The organism is Seonamhaeicola marinus, from assembly GCF_008085455.1.
This window is the reverse complement of record NZ_VSDQ01000577.1, coordinates 214,529-239,315: the sequence shown is the minus strand read 5'-3', so window position 1 is coordinate 239,315 and position 24,787 is coordinate 214,529. Positions and strand designations below refer to the sequence as shown.

Genomic DNA, 24,787 nt, shown 5'->3' with positions numbered 1-24,787 from the left:
ACTAAAAAGGCGCCTCACAAACAATATGCAACTCCTTTTTAGTCACAGGATGTTCAAAAGTTAATTCTTCTGCATGCAAATGTAAACGCTCTGCCTTAGTTCCATATAAGTCATCGCCAAGAATTGGCATCTTTAAACCATTGCCATGTGCGGCATGCACGCGTAACTGATGTGTTCTTCCTGTAATTGGATAAAAGTGAATTCTGGTTTTACCCTCTTTTACCTCTATAACTTCGTATTTGGTTGTAGCAGGTTTGCCATGTTCATAACATACCAATTGTTGTGGTCTATTATCTAAATCTACGCGTAATGGTAAATCTATAATCCCTTCTTTTTTAGAAAGTTCACCATTTAAAATCGCCACATAACGTTTTTTAACCGTACGTTTTATAAACTGTTTTTGAAGATTTTTATGGGTTTTTTCATTTTTAGCAACTAACAATATACCCGAAGTTGACATATCTAACCTATGGACTAACAATGGCCTACTGTTAGGTAAATACTGTTGCATTTTAGTTTGCACAGAATCCAAATGGGTTTTTCCTGGAACCGATAAAAATTCGTGTGGCTTGTTTACTAATACTAAATAATCATCCTCATACAAGATTTCTAAAGGTGCCTCATGTTTTTTAACCTCTAAAATAGGGTTGTCTTCAACTGTAAGTCCCTGCATCATATGTCCTAAAATAGGCTCGCATTTGCTTCTACAAGCCGGATAAAACTGTTTATGCTTTCGTACCTGGGACTTTGGTGAAGCACCCCACCAAAATTCTGCCATAACAATAGGTTTCAGTGCATTTTCATAGGCATATTGAAACAGTTTTGGAGCTGCACATTCCCCTGCCCCAGCTGGTGGAATTCTCACCGTAGTATTTTCAAAAATATCTAGAAGATCTTTTGTATCACCATTGGCATCTAAAAAAGCATATTGCTCATGCAACTGCTTTTGCAGAGATGCGGATTGAGCTTTTCGTTTTTCTTTTAAAGTATCTAATCTTGTTTGTAAACTCTTAAAATGAGTTTCGGCTTCTTCAACCTTAAGGTTCCAATCGTTTTTTAAATCCTTTAATCTAAAATGATAGTAAATACTTTGCTTTTTGAGTTCTTCAAGTAGATTTTCATAAGCTTCAGGAGATAGTTTATTAACTTCAGAGTCTCTTAACTTATTACGCTCAGCTTTCTTCTCTTTAATTGTTTGCTTTAGTTCCTTTAGCTCAGAATCAAAAGCCTTTACATTATCTTCATACTTCTTTTTTGCTGAACAATAATCATCCGAAGACTCAAGAATTTCAATCTCTTTATTCATCTGGTTCAACTCCTGCTCACCAATCTTGTAAAACCCTTTAGGGTTAAGAGTATCATAAACTGTTGGAACAAAACCTTTATGTACATTACTTTCGGCAAGTTTTCCTGAAAAGGCAGCCAAATATCCTATAGATTGATCTTCTCTTTGCACAACCATAACACCAAACATCTTTCCTATTACCATACCTTGAGCATCCGGCTTTAGTCCGAAATTATGATCAAAATCCGCTTCTTTTTCCAAATAGTGCTGTAAATCTTCTGAGGCCAGAATACTTAGTGCATGTGGCTCATAATAAAAGGGAAAGGTAAACTTCTCAGGTAATTCAATATTAGAATCTACCTGAAGTGGATGAAACAAAACGTCTTCAAATTTTTTCATAGCTCCAAAAGGGCTACAAAGAAACAAAATTTAATGCGCGTTGTTAAGCGAAGTTCGATAAATCAATGGCATTTATTTGTCCGTGAGAAGCATGTGCGATAGTTTCTCCTTTTTTAATTACTAATAACTGTGGAGACTCGTGCATAACTTGAAACTTATAACCTACTTCATTTGAAACATCTCTATAATTCAACAAGTCTAGATAGTATAAATCAAAATCCTCTTCAGTAAAGTTATAGGCATCTACAAATTGATTCATTACCATTCTACTAATGCCACAACGTGTAGAATGTTTAAAAATAACCTGTGTTTTATCTTTAGATTTTTCTTCAATATCATTAAGTTGAGCTACAGTATTTAGAGCAATCCAAGGCAAAACTTTTTCTTCTTTTGGCTCACTAGAACCACCAAATATTTTATTTATAATTCCCATAACATTTCTTTGTAATTCATGCTTAAAGTGAGTCGGTTTCTCACTTAAAACTTACGTTTTTAAAATAAAAAAGGTGAAAATACACATTTTCACCTTTTTTCCAATTAATACTGTTTTTTAACTTCTGGAAGGAAAAATACCTTGAAGACAAATAATATATCTAATGCCTAAAGATGGTTGTACATTATTTACTGCTTGATTAGCGCCGGTGTTATTCGATTTTACAGCCCCAGCTTTAGAATAGCTTCCTGAAGAACTTCCCTGTATTGGTATAATAGAACTAGATGGGACATTCTTACTACTCGAATTTCCTTTAACATTAACGCTATGGTTATGAGATGGTAAGTTCAAAGAGGTTAAGGTATTGGTCTCAGAACCAAATTTCTGCCCTTGCATTCGTCTTGATAGTCCTGGACCTTGACCTACACCAACCGCCACGCGTCCTCTTAAATCGGGCAAGGCAAAAGTAGTTCTTCCATCACCACCATACATGGTTCCCAGAATTGAAAACAATGCCGTATTGGAGCTAATAGATAATAACTGACCATCGCAAAACGCCCATCCTCTTGGAGCAAAATTACCAGCAAACAGTCTCACTTCACCTATAAATGCTTCTTGAGAAAATCCAGAAATAGAGCCAAATAGTAGCAGTACAAATACCGCTTTGTATAATTTAAATTTCATAATAAAAAAGTTAAGGTTAATACTATTAGTTGACATAAAGTTAATTATAAATTCCTTTCAATTGTTAATTAATTAGCAGTTAAACTGACGAAAAGTCACACAAAAACCATCAACAAACGACATTTTGTCCTGTAAATTCCAATGGTAAGATTATTGACTAAACAAAAGCGTAAATACATTAACACACGCTATGAATTTTAATAATTATACTATAAAATCACAAGAGGCCATACAACAGGCGCAACAAATAGCCCAAGGTTTTGGCCATCAACAAATAGAAAACGAACATTTATTTAAAGGTATCTTAGAGGTAGATGAAAATGTGCTTCCCTTTATTTTAAAGAAGTTAAACGTAAATGTTTCTATCTTAAAGCAAGCTCTAGACAAACAATTAGAAAGTTTTTCTAAAGTATCTGGAACAGAACTTATGTTGTCTAGAGAAGCTGGAAAAAGCCTTACAGAAGCTTCTGTTATTGCTAAAAAGATGAAAGACGATTTCGTTTCAATTGAACATTTAATTATTGCTGTTTTTAAATCCAAAAGTAAAATAGCTCAAATGCTAAAAGACCAAGGTGTTACTGAAAAAGGTCTTAATGCTGCAATTGAAGAATTACGTAAAGGCGAGAATGTAACGTCTCAAAGTCAGGAAGACACTTATAATGCTTTAAGTAAATATGCTAAGAATCTTAATCAATTAGCAAAAGATGGAAAACTAGATCCAGTTATTGGTAGAGATGAAGAAATTCGCAGAATTCTCCAGATTCTATCTCGTAGAACCAAAAACAATCCGATTCTTGTTGGTGAGCCTGGAACCGGAAAAACGGCCATAGCCGAAGGTTTAGCACATAGAATTATTGATGGTGATATTCCCGAAAACTTAAAAGACAAACAAATATTTGCCCTAGATATGGGTGCATTAATTGCTGGCGCTAAGTACAAAGGTGAATTTGAAGAACGCTTAAAATCTGTTATAAAAGAGGTTACTACTAGCAATGGAGATATTGTATTATTTATTGATGAAATTCATACACTTGTAGGTGCTGGTGGCGGACAAGGCGCAATGGATGCCGCTAATATCTTAAAACCTGCTTTAGCTCGTGGTGAATTAAGAGCCATAGGAGCAACCACATTAGACGAGTATCAAAAATACTTTGAAAAAGACAAAGCACTTGAACGAAGGTTTCAAAAAGTAATGGTTAATGAGCCAGATATTGAAAGTGCTATTTCAATCTTAAGAGGTATTAAAGAAAAATATGAAACACATCATAAAGTTAGAATTAAAGATGAAGCCATCATTGGTGCTGTAGAGTTATCTACCCGATATATTACCAATAGATTTCTACCAGACAAAGCTATCGATTTAATGGATGAAGCTGCATCTAAACTACGCATGGAAATCAATTCTAAACCAGAGGAGTTAGATGTAATGGATAGAAAGATTATGCAACTGGAGATTGAAATTGAAGCCATTAAACGAGAGAAAGATGAAAGTAAATTAAAGTCACTGCGTGCCGATTTAGCAAACATTAAAGAAGCCAGAAATGAGATTAATGCCAAATGGAAAAGCGAGAAAGAAGTAGTTGACAATATTCAAAATACAAAACAGGATATTGAAAATTATAAATTGGAAGCTGAACGCGCCGAACGTGATGGCGATTATGGTAAAGTTGCTGAGCTGCGTTATGGTAAAATAAAAGAGGCACAAGAAGCGCTTGAAGGATTTCAAAAACAATTACAAGCGCAACAAGAAAATGCACTTATAAAAGAGGAAGTTACCTATGAAGACATTGCCGAAGTTGTAGCCAAATGGACAGGCATTCCTGTTACTAAAATGATTCAAAGCGAGCGCGAAAAATTATTGCAATTAGAACGCGAGCTTCATAAACGCGTTGTTGGTCAAGAAGAGGCTATTGTTGCTGTTAGTGATGCTGTTAGACGTAGTAGAGCTGGGTTACAGAACCCTCAAAAACCTATTGGCACCTTTCTTTTCCTAGGAACAACTGGTGTAGGTAAAACGGAGTTAGCTAAAGCTCTTGCAGAATATTTGTTTGATGATGAAAATGCAATGACTAGAATTGATATGAGCGAATATCAAGAACGTCATGCAGTGAGCAGATTAGTTGGAGCGCCTCCAGGATATGTAGGATACGACGAAGGTGGACAGTTAACAGAGGCCGTAAGAAGAAAACCGTACTCTGTTGTCCTTTTAGATGAAATTGAAAAAGCACATCCCGATACATTTAACATCTTACTTCAGGTGTTAGATGAAGGAAGGTTAACCGATAATAAAGGAAGAATTGCGGACTTTAAAAACACCATCATCATAATGACTTCTAATATGGGAAGCCATATTATTCAAGAAAAGTTTGAAGCTGTTAAAGATATGGATACCGCAATGGAAGCTGCTAAAGTTGAAATACTTGGTTTATTAAAACAAAGTGTTAGACCAGAATTTTTAAATAGAATTGACGATACCATTATGTTTACGCCTTTATCAAAAGACAATATTGTAGATATAGTTGGATTGCAGTTAAAAGGGTTAACCAAGATGATAGCACAACAGGGAATTACCTTTGATGCCACACAAGAAGCTATAGCGTATTTGGCGGAGAAAGGATACAATCCAGAATATGGCGCAAGACCTGTTAAACGCGTTATTCAAAAGGAAGTATTAAATGAACTAAGTAAAGAAATACTTGCTGGTAAGGTAACAACAGATAGTATCATATTGCTAGATGCCTTTGACGATAAACTTGTTTTTAGAAACCAAGGCGATTTGGTGACTGAAGAATTTTAAAATAGTCTAGACTTTGTTGTAACAATTCCTGATTACAACAGTCTATTAGTTGGTTGGTTAGTGGAAAAGCAATCTAAAACTCATTAATTTGAGTGGAAGATTGCTTTTTTTATGTTCTTTATTTTACCTATTAAGGGCATTCTCTTTCATAATTAGTGGCTTTTGTATTATTTATTGGAAGCGCTATGTCTTTAAAAGATGTATCGGAGATAATACTCAAAGTATACGTGCCATCAAAACCAGCACTTAGGCCCCAATCTCTTGCTAAGGCAAGATTATACGTACTTGTTTCTGATATTTCAATGTTTACTACTGCAACGTCCTCATCTTGTCCCGTACAACCATAATAGGTTACATCGCCTTCCGTTAGTAAATTAGGCCCACCAAACTGACCAAAATCTGCAGCCAAGTCCAATGAAACAACAGACATTCCGGTTATGCCTTCAACACTAATTGAAATTTTTGATCCTGCCTTAAATTCAAATTGGTAAACGTCTTCACACGTTTCTCCTAGCTCACAATTCCAACTTCCTTCATTTTCAAAAGAAGTAATACTTTTATTTTCGGAGGTATCATCGTCTTTAGAACAACTTGAAAATAGTGCAATAAAAATTATTAGGGCTGCTTTTAATGTTATCGTTTTCATGATTAAAGGTTTTATATTGTTTATATTCAACCTTAAATCAAATCAACATCTAAATTGTTACCCTAATTTTTAAATTTTATTGTAACAATTCTTATTGCAATCGTACCAATAGGACAAAATAAATAACATTATGAAATTAAAACTTACACTACTTCTTTTAACTGTAGTTTCTTCATTAGCTCTAAATGCCCAAAAACTTGAGAATTCAACACTTTGGAAAATCTCTGGAAATGGTTTAGATAAGCCATCTTACTTATTTGGAACAATTCATATAACATGTGATGCTACTATAGAAGCAGATGTTCAAAAAGCCTTAGATGAAACTTCTCAGGTGGTCTTAGAAATTGATATGGACGACCCTACGATGCAAACCAAAATGATGGGTGGTATGTACATGAAAGATGGAAAAACCATAAAGGACTTTGTAAATGAAGAAGACTATACAGCAATAGATTCGCTCTTTATAAAAAATATGGGAATGCCCATAAAGTTACTTCAAAATGTGAAGCCGTTTTTTATTGGTGCCATGTTGTACCCTAAAATGCTAGACTGCCCAATGCAATCATTTGAAATGTCTTTAATGAAAGTGGCAAAAGCGCAAAATGAAGAAATTTTAGGTTTGGAAACTGTTGAAGAACAACTACAGGTGTTTGATGCTATTCCGTATGAAGAACAAATTAAGGACTTAGTTAAAATGGCTAAGGATAATTTAAAATCAGATAAAGCTAAATTCGCGGAGATGTTAAAAATTTATGATAGCGAAGATATTAGTTCTCTGGCTGACTTAATTAAGAATGATGACAGCTCTATAGCTGCTTATGAAGACGAACTTCTAATTAAACGAAACAAAAATTGGATTCCCAAAATTTCCGAGTTTTCTAAAGAACAACCAACATTTTATGGTGTTGGAGCTGGACATTTAGGCGGGGAGTTTGGTGTCATTAATTTATTGAGGCAAGCGGGCTATACTGTAACTGCAGTACAATAAAATCTAAGCATTAATTTTTAATAATATAGCAAAAATATACCGTTTGGTATATTTTTGCTATATTTGTTCAATATGACAACAAAAGCAGCTTTAACAACACAATATATTATAGAGACCGTAGCTCCTATTTTTAATAAAAATGGATATGCCGCTACTAGTCTTAGCGATATAACTAAGGCTACGGGTTTAACTAAGGGTGCTATTTATGGTAACTTTAAAAATAAAGAAGAATTAGCCTATGCTGCTTTTAAATACATGGTCAATTCCCTTATGAAACCCTTATCTGACCATTTAAAATTAAGCGATTCTCCCATTCAAAAGTTATTCTTAATCACTGATTTTTACGGAAACTATTACAAATTCTCCAAACCTCTGGGAGGTTGTCCAATGCTAAATATTGGCGTAGATGCTAATAACACAAACACATTTCTACTAAAAAAAGTTAGAGATTTAGTGCAGCGCATACAAGATCAGCTCTGTACAATAATAGAGGACGGCATTGAAATAGGAGAAATATCTAGCGAAGTAAATGCTATGCAATATGCAAAACGCATTGATACCATGATTCAAGGTGCCGTATTTATGACCTATACCATGGATGATGAATTCTATATGAAAGATACCATGCGCCAAATTGACGACATGATACATAAAGAACTTAAACACTAATTTTTTTAACCAATAATATACCAATCGGTATAATAATTATAAACTATGGAGCAACTACCAAACGTATTAGAAAGTAAAACAAAGATTAGATTTCAAGATTGTGATCCTTTTAATCATTTGAACAATGGAAACTACATTAACTATTTTATAAATCATAGAGAAGATGAACTTATAAATGGGTACAACATTGACATGCATAAAATGGCTAAAAAGACAGGTAAAAGCTGGGTATCTAGTAGCAATCAAATAGCTTACCTAAAACCAGCATACACTATGGAAACTGTAGCTATTCAATCTCAACTAATAGCCTACAATGATACAGAGTTGCGTGTAGAAATGCGCATGTATAACGAAGCTAAAACCGAAATTAAGGCGGTTATATGGTGCGGATTTGTTCATTTTAACCTTTTAACACAGAAGAGAGACCAGCACTCCGAAGACTTAATGCATTTGTTTAAAACAGTTCATACTCCGATTAACGTAGACACCTTTGAAACACGTATTTCTCAACTTAAACCTAAACTAGCAAAAGCACTATAATGTTATTTCGTACAGTCTAAGCACATAAAAGACCGACTAACATCTTAAAAGCTCGTTAAAACGTAAAATCGTGATATTTAACCGCTTGTAGAATTTAACAATGTAGTTCGTCGAAAAACCATTTTTGGAGTAAGTTTTAATCAGAATAATTTCTAATTTGGCATAAAATGTAAAGCCCCAAACTCTACATTTCAACCAAATTATTTGATTAATAGCCCCTATTTTATCGTACCAATAAAATAGAAATAAAACCTACTTATTTATGAACATTTACCAGCAAATTGAATTTACACAACTAAGTCCAAAAACAACAGAAAGAGATATTATAGATTTTTGTCTTGAGGCCAAAAAACGAGAAGTGAACTCTGTTTGTGTAAATAGCTGCAACGTACCTTTAGCCAAACAGTTACTCCTTGGGAGCAATGTAAAAATTACGTCTACTGTGGGGTTTCCATTTGGAGCAACAGATACGCTATCTAAAATACATGAAGCAAAAACCGCTATTAAAAACGGTGCTAATGAAATAGATATGGTCATTAACATTGGTCTTTTAAAAAGTAAAAACTATGTTTCGGTATTAAAAGATATTAGCGATGTAAAACTTGCTATAGGAAATAACCCTTTAAAGGTAATTATTGAAATTTCAGAATTAAATAAAAATGAAATCATAAAGGCCTGCCAAATCTGTATGGATGCCAATGTAGACTTTATTAAAACTTCAAGTGGATTTTCTAAAGGAGGTGCTACATTAACCGTAGTAAAGATTATAAAGAAAACTGTAAAAAATTATTTAAAAATATGCGCGTCAGGTGGTATTACAGATATAGATGCTGCCAATAAATATTTAGATATAGGCGTTGCAAGAATAGGTGCTAGAACAGAGTTTAAAGCAAATACTGCTTCGGTATAAGATCTAATTAGCATATTTAATTAAAAGAGGTTATATTTAGGTATAACCTCTTTTTTTATTATGTAAAACTGATAATAATCATTGCTTTATACTGCTTAAAAATAGCATATTGCAAATTGAAATGTATACCGTATGAAACTACTAAACACCTATATAGACCACACACTTTTAAAAGCTACTGCTACTAAAGAAGAAATCATAAAACTATGCGATGAAGCCAAACAATACCGTTTTTTTTCAGTTTGTGTAAATAGCTGCTACGTAGCTCTTGCTAAAGCACAATTAAAAGATAGTAATGTTAAAGTATGTAGTGTTATTGGCTTTCCGTTAGGCGCCATGTCTACGGACGCTAAAGTGGCCGAAACAAAAGCCGCCTTAAAAGATGGCGCAGATGAAATTGATATGGTCATTAATGTAGGTCTTTTAAAAAGTAAGGATTTTGATGCCGTATGGAAGGACATCGAAGCGGTTAAAGCTTGTATGCCAAACCATACGTTAAAAGTTATTTTAGAAACCTGCTATTTAGAGGAACTAGAAATCATTAAAGCAAGCGAGTTGGCGATACAAAGTGGTGCCGATTTTATAAAAACATCTACGGGATTTGGTACAGGTGGTGCTACTATTGAAGATGTTAAACTTATGAAAAGTGTTTGCAAAACGTGTGTTAAAATTAAAGCATCTGGTGGAATTAGAGACGCAAAAACAGCTTTGGAATACATAAATTTAGGCGTAGACCGATTAGGCACATCCTCTGGTATAGCAATTATAGAAGGAACTTCATCTAATTCAAATTATTAATTATGAGTGTACACATTGAAGCAAAAAAAGGAGACATAGCCGAAACTATCTTATTGCCAGGAGATCCTTTACGCGCAAAGTGGATTGCCGAAACATTTTTTGATACCCCTGTTTGCTTTAACAAGGTAAGAGGCATGCTTGGTTATACAGGTACTTATAAGGGAAAACCAATCTCTGTTATGGGTACAGGAATGGGCGTACCTTCTATTTCAATCTATACTCATGAGTTGATTAATGAATATGATGTTAAAAATTTAATACGTGTTGGCAGTGCTGGGTCGTATCAAGAACATGTAAAAGTAAGAGATGTTGTTCTTGCTATGGCTGCATCTAGTAATTCTGGTGTTAATGAATTGCGTTTTGGTGGTGCCGATTATGCACCTACAGCAAACTTTGAATTGTTTCAAAAAGCCGTAGAAGCAGCTAAAATCAAGAACATTCCAATTAAAGCGGGAAACGTTTTTACTTCCGATGAGTTCTACGCAGACGACTTTGAATCTTATAAAAAGTGGTCAAAATTTGGTGTACTTTGTGTAGAAATGGAAACTGCTGGTTTATACACCGTGGCAGCAAAACATAATGTAAAAGCCTTAACTATTTTAACCATTTCCGATTCTTTAGTTACGGGAGATCGTTTACCGAGTAAAGACAGGGAAACTACGTTTAAAGAGATGATAGAAATCGCTTTAGAATTAGCTTAATTTACTGTAACCTCCTTTAATTCTATCTTAGATAATAGTTTTAATTTGTTTGCTTCAAACAGAGTTTCTAAATCTTCCAATTTTGCCTCTCCTTCAGATTTGTAGTTGTTGTAATCTACAAAACGTATCCCTTTTACAATTCGCTCATTGTAAGCTTCTCTAAATCGTAAGCCAATACCATGATCTTCGGCATAGGAATACGCTAAATAGTCTACTTTAAAATTTTCTTTATTTACGTAATATAGGAATACATCATCAAAGTCCTCTCCTCCTCCATCTTCATTAAAGGTAATTCTGATTTTATGGTATGTTTCTCCTTTAATCTTAACTTCACTTATGTAGTTCTTATTAACGGCAGCATCATTTAAACCATATGGTAATACTGAAAAATAATGTACAGAATTAACCGAAGCCGAATACCTTGGAACCATGCTATCGGCAACCTTAATTAATTCTCTGTTTATTGTTCTCTGAAAACCGATGTTAGTTAGCCAATCTACAATGGTATCATTCTCTTTTATAAATATTCTTCCTAGCTCAAATATTCCATTATTTCTATAAGCAGTGTAATGAATATTCCTGAAATTAAAATCTATAGTTGAATTGGAAACTTTGTTACCTCCAGATACCTCCATAGCCCTATCGATGATGGCCTTTGCAGTTAATTTTTCTTCTTGTTTACAGTTAACCAAAACACTAGTAAGAACAACAATTAAACAGATTCTTCTAAGCATACATTCTATTTTCGGTTTCTGTCGTAAACTTTTAGAACTAATTACTATTCCTTAAAAGTTTCTTTGTGTACAATAGTTCCATCTACATCATAATGAAGAAACTCAATTAATGGCACATCTGCTTTTCTATATACTTTGGTGGTTAAAAATCCACCCTTTACTCTCAAAAACTTATGCTCGGGCAGTACATTATCTTGTTGCCAACCACCAGCATGATAATCACTCACGGCACCTTGACTAAACTCTCTAAGACCAGTAATAAGGTCTACCGATGCATATTGCCAATGTCTATCGCCATTTACTACAAACACCTTATGCTTTGCTAAATATGCTCTTAACCACTCCCCTTCGGTTTGAAATGCTTTGTTTGAATGGTTATCATTCTTTCCCTTTGGCCTATCTGGACCAACAATTGGAGTTGGACTTATTAAGACTTTAAACGTAGCGTCAGATGCTTCTATGGTTTCCTTGAACCATTGTATTTGTGCTTTACCCCAAATCGTTTTTTCAGCACTGTCTTCCATTCTGTTGTCTGATCTAAACTCTCTAACCTCAACAAACCAAACTTGTAAATCTTTACCCCATCTCTGGGTTCTATAAGGTTTTGCACCTATTGGAGTTTGTTCATACCACAAGGCTAATCCGTCTTCAAAAGTTACTTCTCCCAAAGGTGTTCTTCCAGGATAAGCATCATCTCTTAACAAGTCATGGTCATCCTTTTCAATGTACAACGGCGTTTCCATATAGAACTCTTTTAAAGAGGGCCATGAATTCATAGCATGCCACTTATGTCTTGCCATTTCAATAGTTTTAACAAAAGGTCCAGGCTTATCATAGTAGACATAATCTCCAGTTTGCACATGAAACTTAGGTTGCAATTTTTTCATGCCATCATAGATTTTAAAGCCACGTTTTGGGTCGTCATGACTCCAAAAAAATTGACATGTGGAAGATGTAAAAACTATAGGTTCAATGGCCTGTTCTTCTGGTGCTGTAAAAAAGTGTCCCATAACAACGGTTTCTGGATGTTGCTCTGATTTTCTACCTGTAAGTTTAACCGTATATTTTGTATTAGGATTTAAGTTTGTAATGATTTTTTTAAAGGTGTAATCTTTTAAGGCGGAAACATATTCCCAATCTAAACTGATGGTATGTGTTTTTGAAATTAGTTCTACCCTTACTTGTCCAAAACTCCCTTCAACAGCCCCATCCATTTCATTTACAGGCATATTGTTTTTAAACTTTACAGGAGGTCTAAACGTTTTATCCTGCCTTTCGTGCCATACAGGAACTGGTTTTTCTGATTTACAAAGTCGCGTCCAAATAATAGCTGAATTTTTGGAGACTTCTCCAATTTTAAACCCTGTTGTAAAATAAACGGAATCTTGTTTTTTCTGCCCATTAACTGTGTTCAAAAAGCATAAAAAAGCTACTAAAAGAAAATGGTATTTTGATAATGTCATTATGATGTTTTTTCCTTAGTGTAATATTAAAACAATTTATTTAGAAAAAAATCAGCCTAATACATATCTAAAGAAAATGAAACCATTTGACCTGTATATTTTTGTGACATCACATTAATTGCAGCTGTTTTCAGTTGTAAAACTCTTGGATACCCTCCTGTTGTTTGACAATCTTTCATTAAAACTATAAGTTTTCCGGAAGGTGTTAGCTGTATTGTCCCAGGCTTTACTAAAGAGGTTATTATAGGTTCTAATGTATTTTCTAATACTTCATTAAGTTGATAAGCCATTCTATTATTATCCTTTGAAATACTGAATGTCTTACTTAACAAATACTTTTTTTGGTCTTCGGAAAGTTGATCAAACTCAGGGCCTTTATCAACATCTATTTTAGTGGTATCTAAATGCGTATCCGTTACCTTTATTGAGGCGTTAGCACGCATACCATTATCCTTGAAAGAAGCAATTTTCAAAATGTCTCCTTTTTCAACCCTACTTTTAGGAGTAATATCTTGGTACATACTATAACTTCCTAAAACGTTCTCAGTTTTAAAACCTCCTTGAACAGATAAATAAGCGCGAAAGCCTCTATTTAGCTTTCCAAAGGAAAGCACATCGCCCGTTTCAACCAAAATTGACTTATTGTTAAATATGGGGTTGTTATTTAATTTTGGTGATAGATCTCCTCCTGAAATGCAAATTCTAGTCTTCGTTTCAAATTGTAATTTTGGCCCTAACATGGTAATTTCCATAACTGGTAAATCTATAGGATTACCCAAAATAGCATTAGAAAAGGAAGCAGATTGCTTGTCCATTACACCAGAGTAAGGTATGCCATAATTTTGCACACCAAACCTACCAAAATCTTGAATAGTACTATAAATTCCAGTACTTAAAACCTTAATCATTAATCACCTCACTTTCTAAATGATAAACGCCAGCATCCACCAATGTTTTAATATCGGCATGTTGTTTTAGACTTACAGGATAAAACTGAATTTCATCTCCTGCATTGGCAAAACATGGAGTTTGTTCTTGAACGTTGAAAAAGTTAATTGGAGAATTTCCTATTATATTCCACCCTCCCGGACTTTCACTAGGATATATACCAGTTTGCCCTCCTCCTATAGCCACCGCGCCTTTCTCTATCTTTAATCTTGGAGAGGCTTTCCTTGGGGTATTAAGTGTTTTATCTAATCCACCCAAATAGAGGAAACCTGGTAAAAAACCAATAAAATATACGGTATAGTTTGAAATTGAATGGCGCTGTATTACCTCATCAATTGATAGATTGTTGGTTAAAGCCAATTCATTTAAATCTATACCAAAATGTATATCGTAACATACAGGTATACGCCATCTTTTAAATGAATGTTTATTAACTACATGCGCTCTATTATAAATGGCTTCTAACTGGTTTATTTCCGATTCTAAATCATTGGTAAAATCACTAAAAGTAATTAGCAACGAATTATAAGCATGATTTACGTCATAGATTCTTTTTTCTGCCTCTAGCTTAGCTTTAAAACTTAAAACATCTTTAAGGATTTCTTTACTTATAATTTGAGGCCATTCGATTAAAACTGATTGTTCCCCGAACGGTTTATATTTAAGTTGGTATCTCACCTATTGTACTTTGATATGGTTTTCTCGTAGGCGTTTATGAAGTCGTTTCACGAGTTCAATAGCTTCAGGGTGATCTCCATGAACACAAACGGTTTCTGCTAAAATAGGAATTTCGGTATTATTAATGGTTTTTACCTTTTTGAAAGCCACAAAATTTAAAACATGATTTACCAAAGTGTCCGCATCATGTATTACAGCATTCTTTTCTTTTCTAGATACTAAGCTTAAATCGTCATTGTAGTTTCTATCTGCAAATGCTTCATAAGTAATTGCAATGCCATTGTCTTTAGCCATTTGCGCAATCACAGATTTATATGGTACATATAATTGCACAGGTCTATGCATGCTTTTAACAACCTCAATGATTACATTAGCCACCTTTTCATCTTTAGCTGCTAAATTATAAAGTGCTCCATGTGGTTTTATATGGTGAAGCGTTGCATTTTCTTTGTATAACACATTCAATAAATCTGTAATCTGGTGCTTTAGTGAAGTGAACAAAGCCGCACAAGACATATCCATTTTTACACGTCCGAAATTCTCCTTATCGGGAAACGATGGATGCGCTCCAATTTTAACTTTATGAGTTTTGGCTAATTTTACCGCATCATGCATAGACGCATTATCTCCAGCATGTCCGCCACAAGCAATATTGCAAGACGACAGATAAGGCATTAAATCAGCTTCATTTCCAATACCTTCACCTAAATCGGCATTTATATCAATAACAAGATGGTTCATAAAAGATGCTATAAAAACACTTTACCTAAGGCTACTGCCGAAAGTAAAATTGTAATACCTAAGATAAGAAATCCTAAAATATTTTGTTTGGTATTATTCTTATATTTTCCAAGAACAGAGGTTTTATTCATAATATATATTAGAATCACTGCTATTACTGGTAATAAAATGCCATTTGCTACTTGGGCAAATTTTATAATTTGAATTGGTTTGATGTTGGTAGATGAAAACGCAACACCCAAAACCAAAATAAACATCCAAACACATCTAAATTTTATAGATTTTAAATTAGAAGACCACCCTAAGCACCCGCTAGCTACATAAGCGGCAGCTAAGGGCGCTGTAATTGCACTGGTTATGCCTGCTGCAAACAAACCAATAGCCAAAACATACTTAGAAAAACTACCAAACAAAGGTTCTAATCCTTTAGCCAAATCTGCAGCATTACTAATAGATTCGCCTTGTATAGCAGAAGCAGAAATTATAATACACATTGACACCAAACCTCCTAGTACAACCGCAACAAAAGTATCTTTTCTTGCAATCCTTAAATCCGATGTTTTTTGCCACTTCTCCTTTACTAAAGAAGCATGTAAAAAGAGATTGTAAGGCACAACGGTTGTTCCAATAAGTCCAACGATTATCAATAACCCATTTTCAGGAAACTTCGGAATAAAAGCACCTTTTAGAATATCTAATACATTAGGTTTCGTTAGTATTGCACAGGTAAGAAAGGCCAAACTCATAAGAATAACTAGTGTTATGAGTGCGCGTTCAATAATTCTATAATTTCCAATATAAAGTAATACGAATGCTAAGGCTCCAATAATTAAACTGAAACTTTTAAAAGATACCCCAAACAGATTAAGGGAAGGGTTACTCAAAATAGTTTCTAGACCTAATATGCCACCAGAAATATTACCTGCCTCATAGGCTGCATTTCCTATTACAATAGCAGAAAGGATTAAAACGACTATAAATGTTCTAAAAACTGGATTCTTAATTTCGGTTCTAATGACTTCTGATAACCCTTTTTGGGTTATTATACCTAATCTAGCGGCCATTTCTTGTAGTACAATAGTAGCAAATACCGAAAGTACCATTGCCCAAAGTAAAGCATAACCAAAGCCTATCCCCGCAATGGTGCACATAGTAACGGTCCCAGGACCTATGAAAGCAGCTGCTACTAAAGGTCCCGGACCAATATTTTTAAAAAGATGTTTCACATTAAAATTGATCTTCAACTAAAGATACTATTTTAATTGACTTAGCAATTCATCAACGGCCTTTTTAAGCTGTGTATCCTTATGTTTTGCCTTGTCATCTGGATTGTTGTATACTGTTATATCTGGAACAGCGGGTCCAAGCTCCATATTAGATTTTGTGGACTTAACATACCAACCTCTAAACGGCATTCTTACAAATGAGCCGTCAATTAAGCCTGTTCCTCCTGTAGAAATTACAGCTCCAAACGTTGGTACTCCCACTAATGTTCCTATTCCTAAAGCTTTATAAGCATGAGAAAATATTTCGGCATTAGAATAGCTACTTTCATTGCACAGTGCAATAGATGGTTTAGTCCAAGAAGCTAAAGGCAAACGCTCACTGTAAGGATAATGATTAACAAATTTAGTATGTTCTGATTTTAAATTTTTAGCAGCTCCTCTTGGCACAGTATAAGCATGCTGTTTAACATTTAATACTGCCATTAGGTAATCTGTAGTCCAACCACCGCCATTAAACCTCACATCAATTACAACACCTTCTTTTCCATTTCCAGCTGCCGTTAATTCACGCTCAAAACGTTCAAAGCTTGTCCAGTTCATACCTTGAATATGAATATAGCCCAAACGTCCGTTAGAATACTTTTTAGTTAAACGCTTTCGTTCTTTCACCCAAGAATTATAATTCTCCGCTCTATTACTACTTTTTGGTCTAATAATGATTTCTTTTTTAGCATCACCTCTTTTTACGTCTAAGTATATTTTCTCATTAGAAGTACCTTCTAAGTACTTATAAATATTGCTAAGTCTATCTAAATCGTTACCGTTTACGGCAGTGATGATATCTCCAACCTTAATTTCACTAGAGCTTCTATCTGCAGGCATTGAAGCCACTACAGACATTACTTTTAAGTCTCCGTTGGATTGTTGTTCAAACTCTAAACCTAATAAACCTGTTCGTTCACTTTGCACATCTTCTCTGGTTTCAACACGATATAATCCCATGTGGCTAGCATTAATTTGCCCTAACATCCAATTAAAAATGGTTTGAAAGTCATCACGAGTTGAAGCATTTAATGCTAATGGTTCGTATGTTTTTCTTAATCTATCCCAGTCTTGACCATGAAAATTTGGATCATAAAACCCATCTTTAATAGCTTTCCAAGCTTCATTAAATATTTGTTGGGATTCTTTTTGGTAATCTATATCTAGTTTAGCCGAAAATGGTAATGCTTCACTTTTGTCATTCGAAAGATTGATACTTGATAAACTTCCACCTCTTTTGGTTAAATATAATTTAGAGCGCTTTTTATCCACCGCTAGATTGGATGGTCTTGTATTCTTTTGAGTAAGTGCTTTTCTATCCTTTCCGTCCCACTTTATTTTGAATAAATCGGATTCTACACTAGCGTTACCTCTGCTTCCATTTCCTGAAGTATAGTAGATAGTTTTAGAGTCTTTTGAAAACAGCTGCCCAAATTCTCCTCCAACATAAGAAGTTACCTGAACTTGGCGTTCATGAATATCTTCAAAATCTATGACAACTGGATTTACTATAGCTTTTTTATCTTTCTTATCCTTACTTCCTTTTTTGTCTTCCTTTTTTTCCTCTACATCTTCTTCCCAATCTTGTGTTGTTTTTTCCCAATCTGCCTTAGTTAACCAAGTAAACCACACATCATAATCGCTATTATTTCTATTTGAAGAAAACATTAGCTTTTTCCCATCTGGACTCCAAACTGGACCTCTATCCTGTTTAGGGTGCATAGAAATATTTATAGGTTTTTGACTGTTATCTGCTTTATGGATATAAATTTCAGCATTAAAATCAAGATCACTTAAACTATAAGCTAACCATTTAGAATCTGGAGACCATGCCACACCACCTGGAGTTGCCCAACCGCTAACTAAAGTAATTTGGTTTGACAGCTTGCCTTTTTCATCAATATTTGCCACCACTAGTTTTCCCCTTCCAAGATTATAAGCAATAGATTTACCATCTGGAGATAACCTTAAGTTATTTTCATCATCTGTCGTTTTTGTAAGGCGCTCTACTTTATGCTTAAGGGTTTTAAATAAATTAGCTTCATTATTATTATTAGATTTTACTAAATAGATATCTTTTTGACCATCTCTGTCAGAAATAAAGAGTAAAGTACTATCATTTAACCAAGTAGCATCAATATCTCTGAAAGCAGAACGTGTAACATTTACAGTGCGTTTCTTATCTTTTGCAGTCTCACGGATAAAAACTTCTCCTCTTATATTTATGGCGGCATATTTTCCATTTGGAGAAACAGCTATATCACCAACATTACTGCCATATGTCTTATGAACCACAGGATCGAATCTGTAATCTGAAGCAATATTAATTTTCACCTCTTTTTGCGCTTTTGTATTTGCGTTTACTAAATAGGTCTTATTGCCTTTAGTCACAACAATGTCTTTTCCGTTTTTACTAATTTGAAACGAAAAAATTCCCATGTCAGAAAATTTGGTGATTTGAGTAACAGCACCAGATTTAGTTCCTGAATTATCTACTATTACTTTATGAACGTTGTATTTTCCGCTTCTCGAAGATTGAAAATAAATGGTATTATCGTCACCCCATTGTGGATAAAAATCATTCCCATTATAATCTGTTAGTTTAGAATATGTATCATTCTTTAAATCGTAAAGCCAAATATCTCTATTTGCAGGACCTTGATATGCTTCTCTTTCTAATCTACAACTTCCTTTTGTAAACACTACAAATTTACCATTAGGTGAAAGCGCTGCATCAAAACCAGTTGCGTTTAATAAGCGTTTCGATGTTCCTCCTTCATCATCTATAATATGTGTTTCGTATTCCCTTTCAACTTGAACAAAATTACGTCTGGTTGAAAACAAAAGTTTACCACCTGAAGTAAAGTCTGTTACAATATCTGAAGTTGAATGATAGGTTATACGCTTTGGTATTCCTCCTGTGGCCGGAATAACGTATACATCATTATTTCCATAGCGTTCACTTATAAAAGCAATAGATTTACCATCAGTACTCCAAACAGGTTTGGTATCATAGGCTTCATGGACTGTTAATCGCTTTGGGTTTTGTCCGCTACTTGAAGCTGTCCAAATATCGCCTTGATAATTAAAAGCAATGGTTTGTCCATCAGGACTTAAAGCTGGAAAGTTAATTAAAGGCGATTGGGAAACGCTAAAGTTTGCAATTAATAAAGCAAAACAAGAGAAAAACGCATAATGCAGTTTCATATTTATAGTCAATTTTGGTTATGACCATAAATGTAAAACTTCAAAACAACAATTAACAAATTATTAGATTATGTTTAACAATTTATTATTACAATTTAGAAGTATTTAAAGCATAAATAGCAAAACTACCTAACCAATGTCCTCCCATGTAATCGTCGCCAAATATACTTGGTAATGAATACTTAATATGTTGGTTGGCTATGTTTTTCAGGTGAGTGTATTCTGGTAAACCATTTGTTATCTCGTACAAATTCCATGCTCTAGAGAAATTTACCCCGTCTAGATGTACCAAGTGCCCGTCTGTTCTATCCGAAACAATACCAGGCTCTAAACTGTAATTTTCATCTTTTAATTGTGGTAAAAAAGCAGTTAACCATATCTTATATTCTTCAAGAGGTAATAAGCGTTTCATTAAAGCGGCCTCTTCTAAACAAGGTGATAAAAAGTCGCTTCCACTAGGTTCCCATGACATAGGGCAATTTTCATCATTTTTAAAGAAAAATAGAGCTCTATCTTTTATGGCCTTTTTAAGTGCTTCGTGATTTACAGTTTCGGCATAATCATACGCAAAAGATAGTCCAAAAGCAGTATTAGTATGAGTTCCCACCCTTAACGCGTAGTTCAGTTTTGGTAGATACTCTATATACTTATTACAAATTAAATCTGTTAACGGCTTTAGGTTTTGTTCTAAAGTTCTTGCAGTATCATCATCCCAAGTGTGTAACTCCTCGGCCAATTTTAATAACCAAGTCCAACCATAAGTACGTTCATAAGATGTATTATGTTTTCTATGAAAATAAGCCACCTCTGCCTCAATATTTTCCTTTGAAATATTTGCTAATAACCGTGTTTTAATTTCTTCAGCTTTATCTAAATCTGGAAACTGTTTTAATAAACTTACTAAACTCCAATGCCCGTGAACAGACGAGTGCCAATCAAAACAGCCATAAAACGCCGGATGCAATGTTCTTGGAGGTAATAAATCTTGGTCATTTCCTAGTGTTTGAGACAACCTATTAGGGTATTCCATATTCATACAATGTAATGGCAATTCTGCTAATTTATTGGCCTGTTCTAAATCCAATTTTGGCGCTTTTACTTCAACTGGCTTTACATGCTCTTTTTTATTTATTTCTTGTTTTTCTTCGCCTTTGGAATTACAATTTGTTAAAACTATTAATGCCAATAAAACTATTAATTTCTTCATGTTAAGTTTTTAGTAAGTTATTTCAATATGACGCTAACAATTGTTAAAACCCCTAATCTATAATTTCTGAACAATTATTACACATTTTTGACTATATGTTGCATACATATATTCTATTACTCTTTCATTAATAAATATCTTTGTGATAGCACATAAATATATAACAAACTAAATTAAACTTTACAATGAAGCACTTATTAAGATGCGCTTTCCTTTTTTTATTTTTTGCAACAACGCTTTTTGCACAACAAAACGATTGGGAAAACCCAAATGTTAACCAAATAAATCGTTTACCTGCAAAGGCTACGTTTTATAATTTTGACACCAAAGAACAAGCCATTTCTGGAGACAGAGAACTGTCTAGTTTATATAAATCCTTAAATGGTGATTGGAACTTTAAGTGGGTGGCTAAACCTGCTGATGCCCTAGATGATTTTCAAAATTCGGACTTCGATGCCTCTAATTGGGATAAAATTGATGTACCATCAAACTGGGAAATGAGAGGATACGGTACTCCAATATATACTAATTCAACATACCCGTTTTTTAATGATTTTCCTTTTATAAATCACCATGATAACCCAGTTGGCCATTACATTAGAACGTTTACTATTGATGAAAATTGGGCAGATAAAGACGTGATTCTTCACTTTGGAGGCGTGTCCTCTGCGTATTATGTTTGGGTTAATGGTAAATTTGTTGGCTATAGTGAAGATACCAGACTACCTGCAGAATTTGATATAACTAAACACCTCATACAAGGTGAGAATAAAGTAGCCGTAAAAGTATATAGATGGTGCGATGGTAGCTATATGGAGGCTCAAGATCATTGGCGTATGAGCGGTATAGAGCGTGAAGTTTACTTGCAGGCAAACCCAAAAGTAAGACTATCTGATTTTACCGTTAGAACAAATTTAGATAACAACTATGAGAACGCCTTGTTACAAATTAGACCAGAACTTATTGCCAATATCAAAAATAAATACAAGGCAAAAATTGGTGAATTTGGAAATACCAACTTAAGAACAACTGTAGATGATTGGGAATTAATTACTGAGCTACTTGATGCTGATGGTAATAAGGTGGGTGAAACTGTTACTACTAAATTTAAAAAAATCTTTGGTGAAAATTATCCCCAGCGAGATAATGTATACTTTGCTTTGATTGAGACCGAAGTTAAATCGCCTGTAAAATGGTCTTCAGATAATCCGTACTTATACACCTTACTGTTTACGGTAAAAGACAATAAAGGTAATGACGTTCAACATACTAGCACTAAAGTTGGATTTAGAGAGGTGTTAATCGATGACAGAGGGCGTTTTCTTGTAAATGGAAACCCCGTTAAAATGATTGGAGTGAATCGTCATGACCATGATCATATTAATGGAAAGATGGTAACTCGTGAGGATATGGAAGAAGATGTAAAGCTTGTTAAACAATTTAACTTTAACGCTGTAAGAACATCGCACTATCCTAATGATCCTTATTTCTATGATTTATGTGATAAGTATGGGATTTATGTTATGGATGAAGCCAATCTTGAAACCCATGGAACACGAGGAAAACTATCTAACGTTGCCGAATGGAGTAACGCCTACTTAGAGCGTGCTGTTAGGATGGTAGAGCGTGATAAAAATCACCCAAGTATTGTTATGTGGAGTTTAGGTAATGAGTCTGGTACTGGTCCTAACCACGCAGCTATGGCAGGTTGGATAAAAGATTTTGATCCTACACGTTATATTCATTATGAAGGTGCACAAGGAATGCCTTCTCACCCTGAATATAGAAAGAACTTCTTTCAACACAGTAAAGGCAATCCGTCTGATAAACCTTGGGTGGATATGATTAGTAGAATGTATCCACAACCTCAAGAATTACAGGATTTAATAGATGATACAGCAGAATTTCAAAGTACACCAGTTTTAATGTGTGAATACGCTCATGCTATGGGTAATTCTGTAGGTAATATGAAAACCTATTGGGATATCATTCACAATAATGAAAGAGCTCTTGGTGGTTATATTTGGGATTGGATTGATCAAGGTATATTGAGAAAAGATGATAAGGGTAAAGAATATTACGCTTATGGTGGTTCTTACGGCGACACTCCTAATGATGGTAGTTTCTGTATTAATGGAATTATTGCTTCAGACAGAACACCTAAACCAGAGATTTTTGAGTGTAAAAAAGTAAATCAACCAGTAGTCATTTCAACTAAAGATGCCACAAGTGGTAGTTTTAGCATTTTGAATCGCCATCATGATGCAGACTTATCTCAATACAATTTATCTTGGAACATTACTGAAAATGGGAAGGTGATTCAAAAAGGTGTTTTAGAATCATTAAACACAAAAGCGTTTGAGACTGATAATTTCAAAATTGATTTTAAAACTCCAAAACTTAAGGCTGGTAGCGTCTATTATATCAATATTTACGGAAGTTTAAAAAGTAATGCGCTTTGGGCAAAAGCGGGTTACGTAGTCTTTGAAGAACAATTTCCTTTAAGTTATAATGTTCCTGTGCCTTCTTCATTAAAGAGCAACAGTGCTTTAGTAGTTAATGAGGATAACAATACACTTACTGTGACAAACAAATCGGTAACAGTTACAATAGATAAGAACACGGGATACATTACGTCTTACAAAGCTAAAGGGATTAACCTTTTAAAAACACCATTAAAACTGAATTTCTGGAGAGCTGAAACCGAAAATGATGAGGCCTATAGACGTGCAATGCAATTGGAGTCTGAACTAGATTGGATGCATGCTGGTGATAAGTTAAGTGTAGATAAATTAAGTTTTGACACGCCAGAAAAAGGCAAAGTGGTTGTTTACGTTAAAGGCGATATTGCTAAACCAAAAACATCAATTGGTTTAATATACACCATTCTAGGTAGTGGTGAAGTAAAAGTTGAATACAAAGCAAATATTGATGAAAGTGCTCCAAACGCTCCTCGTATCGGTATGAATTTTGATATTTCTAAGACCTATGGAAAGCTTACCTATTTAGGTAAAGGTCCACAAGCCAATTATTCCGATAGAAATTATGGTGCACACATTGGCTTATTCTCAGGAAAACCTGAGACTATGAACTACAAATACGTTTATCCGGAAGAATATGGTAACCACACGGAAACCAATTGGTTTAAATTAACAAATACAGCTAACAGAGGTATTTTAGTTAAAGGAAACCAACCATTGAGTTTTAGTGTACAGTCTTTCAGTACCGACAACCTACAGGAAGCCAACTTTTTAAACGAATTAAAAGACCGAGATGTTTATACTGTAAACGTAGATTTATCTCAACAAGGTGTTGGTGGTGATAACACTTGGTCACCACGTGCTCAAGCTCATGAAGCATTTAGAAACAAACCTGGTACTTATAAATATGCCTTTTATTTAGTGCCTTTTAGTTCTAAAGTAAAAGCTGAAAAGGTTAAATTTTAGGGATTAATAGTCTATATATTTTGAAAGGGCAGCTTCTTTGGGAGCTGCTTTTTTGTTTTGTTCTACTTGGAAGTTGTAAACTTTGAGGAGCTGAGATGCCGAAACGAGTTCAGCATGACAAAGCAGGGAGAATAAACAAAAAACATAACCCTTGTCACCCTGAACTCGTTTCAAGGTCTAAAGGTTTCCAAAGATTTTCCCAATTGGGATTAAGGCTTTCAATTAAATTAATTTTCCAATCTCTG

General features: G+C 34.4%; 20 protein-coding genes. 8 read left to right on the top strand and 12 right to left on the bottom strand.

Going from position 1 to position 24,787, the window contains the following annotated elements; genetic code table 11:
• Position 1: 1 nt before the first annotated feature.
• The 3 genes from FUA24_RS09435 to FUA24_RS09425 all read right to left on the bottom strand — a co-directional run bounded on the left by FUA24_RS09435 (position 2) and on the right by FUA24_RS09425 (position 2,801).
• Complete coding sequence (locus FUA24_RS09435) at positions 2 to 1,684, bottom strand: RluA family pseudouridine synthase (protein WP_148541692.1); 1,683 nt, start codon at positions 1,682 to 1,684, stop codon at positions 2 to 4.
• A 43-nt stretch (positions 1,685 to 1,727) separates the two neighbouring features.
• A complete protein-coding gene (gene ytxJ, locus FUA24_RS09430; RefSeq protein ID WP_148541690.1) occupies positions 1,728 to 2,117 on the bottom strand; it encodes a bacillithiol system redox-active protein YtxJ in 390 nt (129 codons plus the stop codon).
• A gap of 117 nt (positions 2,118 to 2,234) precedes the next feature.
• Positions 2,235 to 2,801: a phage tail protein gene (locus FUA24_RS09425; RefSeq protein WP_148541687.1), complete on the bottom strand. Its 567-nt coding sequence runs from the start codon at positions 2,799 to 2,801 to the stop codon at positions 2,235 to 2,237.
• A 190-nt stretch (positions 2,802 to 2,991) separates the two neighbouring features.
• Between FUA24_RS09425 and clpB the strand changes: the two genes are divergently transcribed.
• On the top strand, positions 2,992 to 5,598 hold the full coding sequence (gene clpB, locus FUA24_RS09420; RefSeq protein WP_148541685.1) for an ATP-dependent chaperone ClpB: 2,607 nt from the start codon (positions 2,992 to 2,994) through the stop codon (positions 5,596 to 5,598).
• A 130-nt stretch (positions 5,599 to 5,728) separates the two neighbouring features.
• Here the strand turns inward: clpB and FUA24_RS09415 are convergent, their stop codons facing one another.
• Positions 5,729 to 6,244 carry a hypothetical protein gene (locus FUA24_RS09415; protein ID WP_148541683.1) on the bottom strand — a complete coding sequence of 172 codons (516 nt, stop codon included), beginning with the start codon at positions 6,242 to 6,244 and terminating at the stop codon, positions 5,729 to 5,731.
• 130 nt (positions 6,245 to 6,374) lie between these two features.
• Here FUA24_RS09415 and FUA24_RS09410 point away from each other — a divergent pair, with 130 nt between their 5' ends.
• From FUA24_RS09410 to deoD, 6 genes are all read left to right on the top strand, one after another.
• Entirely contained in the window at positions 6,375 to 7,232 is an 858-nt protein-coding gene (locus FUA24_RS09410) for a TraB/GumN family protein (RefSeq protein ID WP_148541681.1), read from the top strand.
• A 72-nt stretch (positions 7,233 to 7,304) separates the two neighbouring features.
• Positions 7,305 to 7,901, top strand: coding sequence for a TetR/AcrR family transcriptional regulator (locus FUA24_RS09405; RefSeq protein WP_148541679.1), 597 nt, complete (start codon positions 7,305 to 7,307; stop codon positions 7,899 to 7,901).
• A gap of 45 nt (positions 7,902 to 7,946) precedes the next feature.
• On the top strand, positions 7,947 to 8,441 hold the full coding sequence (locus FUA24_RS09400; RefSeq protein ID WP_148541677.1) for an acyl-CoA thioesterase: 495 nt from the start codon (positions 7,947 to 7,949) through the stop codon (positions 8,439 to 8,441).
• Between the two features lie 262 nt (positions 8,442 to 8,703).
• Positions 8,704 to 9,351, top strand: a complete 648-nt coding sequence (deoC, locus tag FUA24_RS09395) for a deoxyribose-phosphate aldolase (RefSeq protein ID WP_148541675.1) — start codon at positions 8,704 to 8,706, stop codon at positions 9,349 to 9,351.
• A 132-nt stretch (positions 9,352 to 9,483) separates the two neighbouring features.
• Entirely contained in the window at positions 9,484 to 10,149 is a 666-nt protein-coding gene (gene deoC, locus FUA24_RS09390) for a deoxyribose-phosphate aldolase (RefSeq protein WP_148541673.1), read from the top strand.
• 2 nt (positions 10,150 to 10,151) lie between these two features.
• Positions 10,152 to 10,850 (top strand): purine-nucleoside phosphorylase, encoded by a 699-nt coding sequence (gene deoD, locus FUA24_RS09385; RefSeq protein ID WP_148541671.1) that lies wholly within the window; start codon positions 10,152 to 10,154, stop codon positions 10,848 to 10,850.
• Here deoD and FUA24_RS09380 read toward each other — a convergent pair.
• The 8 genes from FUA24_RS09380 to FUA24_RS09345 all read right to left on the bottom strand — a co-directional run bounded on the left by FUA24_RS09380 (position 10,847) and on the right by FUA24_RS09345 (position 21,096).
• Entirely contained in the window at positions 10,847 to 11,584 is a 738-nt protein-coding gene (locus FUA24_RS09380) for a DUF6503 family protein (RefSeq protein WP_148541669.1), read from the bottom strand. The two genes, deoD and FUA24_RS09380, sit on opposite strands and share 4 nt — an antisense overlap.
• A gap of 44 nt (positions 11,585 to 11,628) precedes the next feature.
• The gene (locus FUA24_RS09375) at positions 11,629 to 13,047 is read right to left on the bottom strand and encodes an alkaline phosphatase D family protein (RefSeq protein WP_148541667.1); all 1,419 of its coding nucleotides are present in this window, start codon (positions 13,045 to 13,047) and stop codon (positions 11,629 to 11,631) included.
• Positions 13,048 to 13,103: 56 nt separating this feature from the next.
• Complete coding sequence (locus FUA24_RS09370; RefSeq protein ID WP_148541665.1) at positions 13,104 to 13,955, bottom strand: 5-oxoprolinase subunit C family protein; 852 nt, start codon at positions 13,953 to 13,955, stop codon at positions 13,104 to 13,106.
• Positions 13,948 to 14,673: a 5-oxoprolinase subunit PxpB gene (gene pxpB / locus FUA24_RS09365; protein WP_148541663.1), complete on the bottom strand. Its 726-nt coding sequence runs from the start codon at positions 14,671 to 14,673 to the stop codon at positions 13,948 to 13,950. The genes FUA24_RS09370 and pxpB overlap by 8 nt, the downstream gene beginning before the upstream one ends.
• Positions 14,674 to 15,414 carry a 5-oxoprolinase subunit PxpA gene (gene pxpA / locus FUA24_RS09360; RefSeq protein ID WP_148541661.1) on the bottom strand — a complete coding sequence of 247 codons (741 nt, stop codon included), beginning with the start codon at positions 15,412 to 15,414 and terminating at the stop codon, positions 14,674 to 14,676.
• 8 nt (positions 15,415 to 15,422) lie between these two features.
• A complete protein-coding gene (locus FUA24_RS09355) occupies positions 15,423 to 16,658 on the bottom strand; it encodes an Nramp family divalent metal transporter (protein WP_246147007.1) in 1,236 nt (411 codons plus the stop codon).
• Positions 16,659 to 16,667: 9 nt separating this feature from the next.
• A complete protein-coding gene (locus tag FUA24_RS09350; RefSeq protein ID WP_148541659.1) occupies positions 16,668 to 19,889 on the bottom strand; it encodes a S41 family peptidase in 3,222 nt (1,073 codons plus the stop codon).
• Between the two features lie 88 nt (positions 19,890 to 19,977).
• Positions 19,978 to 21,096, bottom strand: coding sequence for a DUF2891 domain-containing protein (locus FUA24_RS09345; protein WP_148541656.1), 1,119 nt, complete (start codon positions 21,094 to 21,096; stop codon positions 19,978 to 19,980).
• Positions 21,097 to 21,281: 185 nt separating this feature from the next.
• Here FUA24_RS09345 and FUA24_RS09340 point away from each other — a divergent pair, with 185 nt between their 5' ends.
• Positions 21,282 to 24,542, top strand: a complete 3,261-nt coding sequence (locus FUA24_RS09340; RefSeq protein ID WP_148541654.1) for a glycoside hydrolase family 2 TIM barrel-domain containing protein — start codon at positions 21,282 to 21,284, stop codon at positions 24,540 to 24,542.
• Positions 24,543 to 24,787 lie beyond the last annotated feature (245 nt).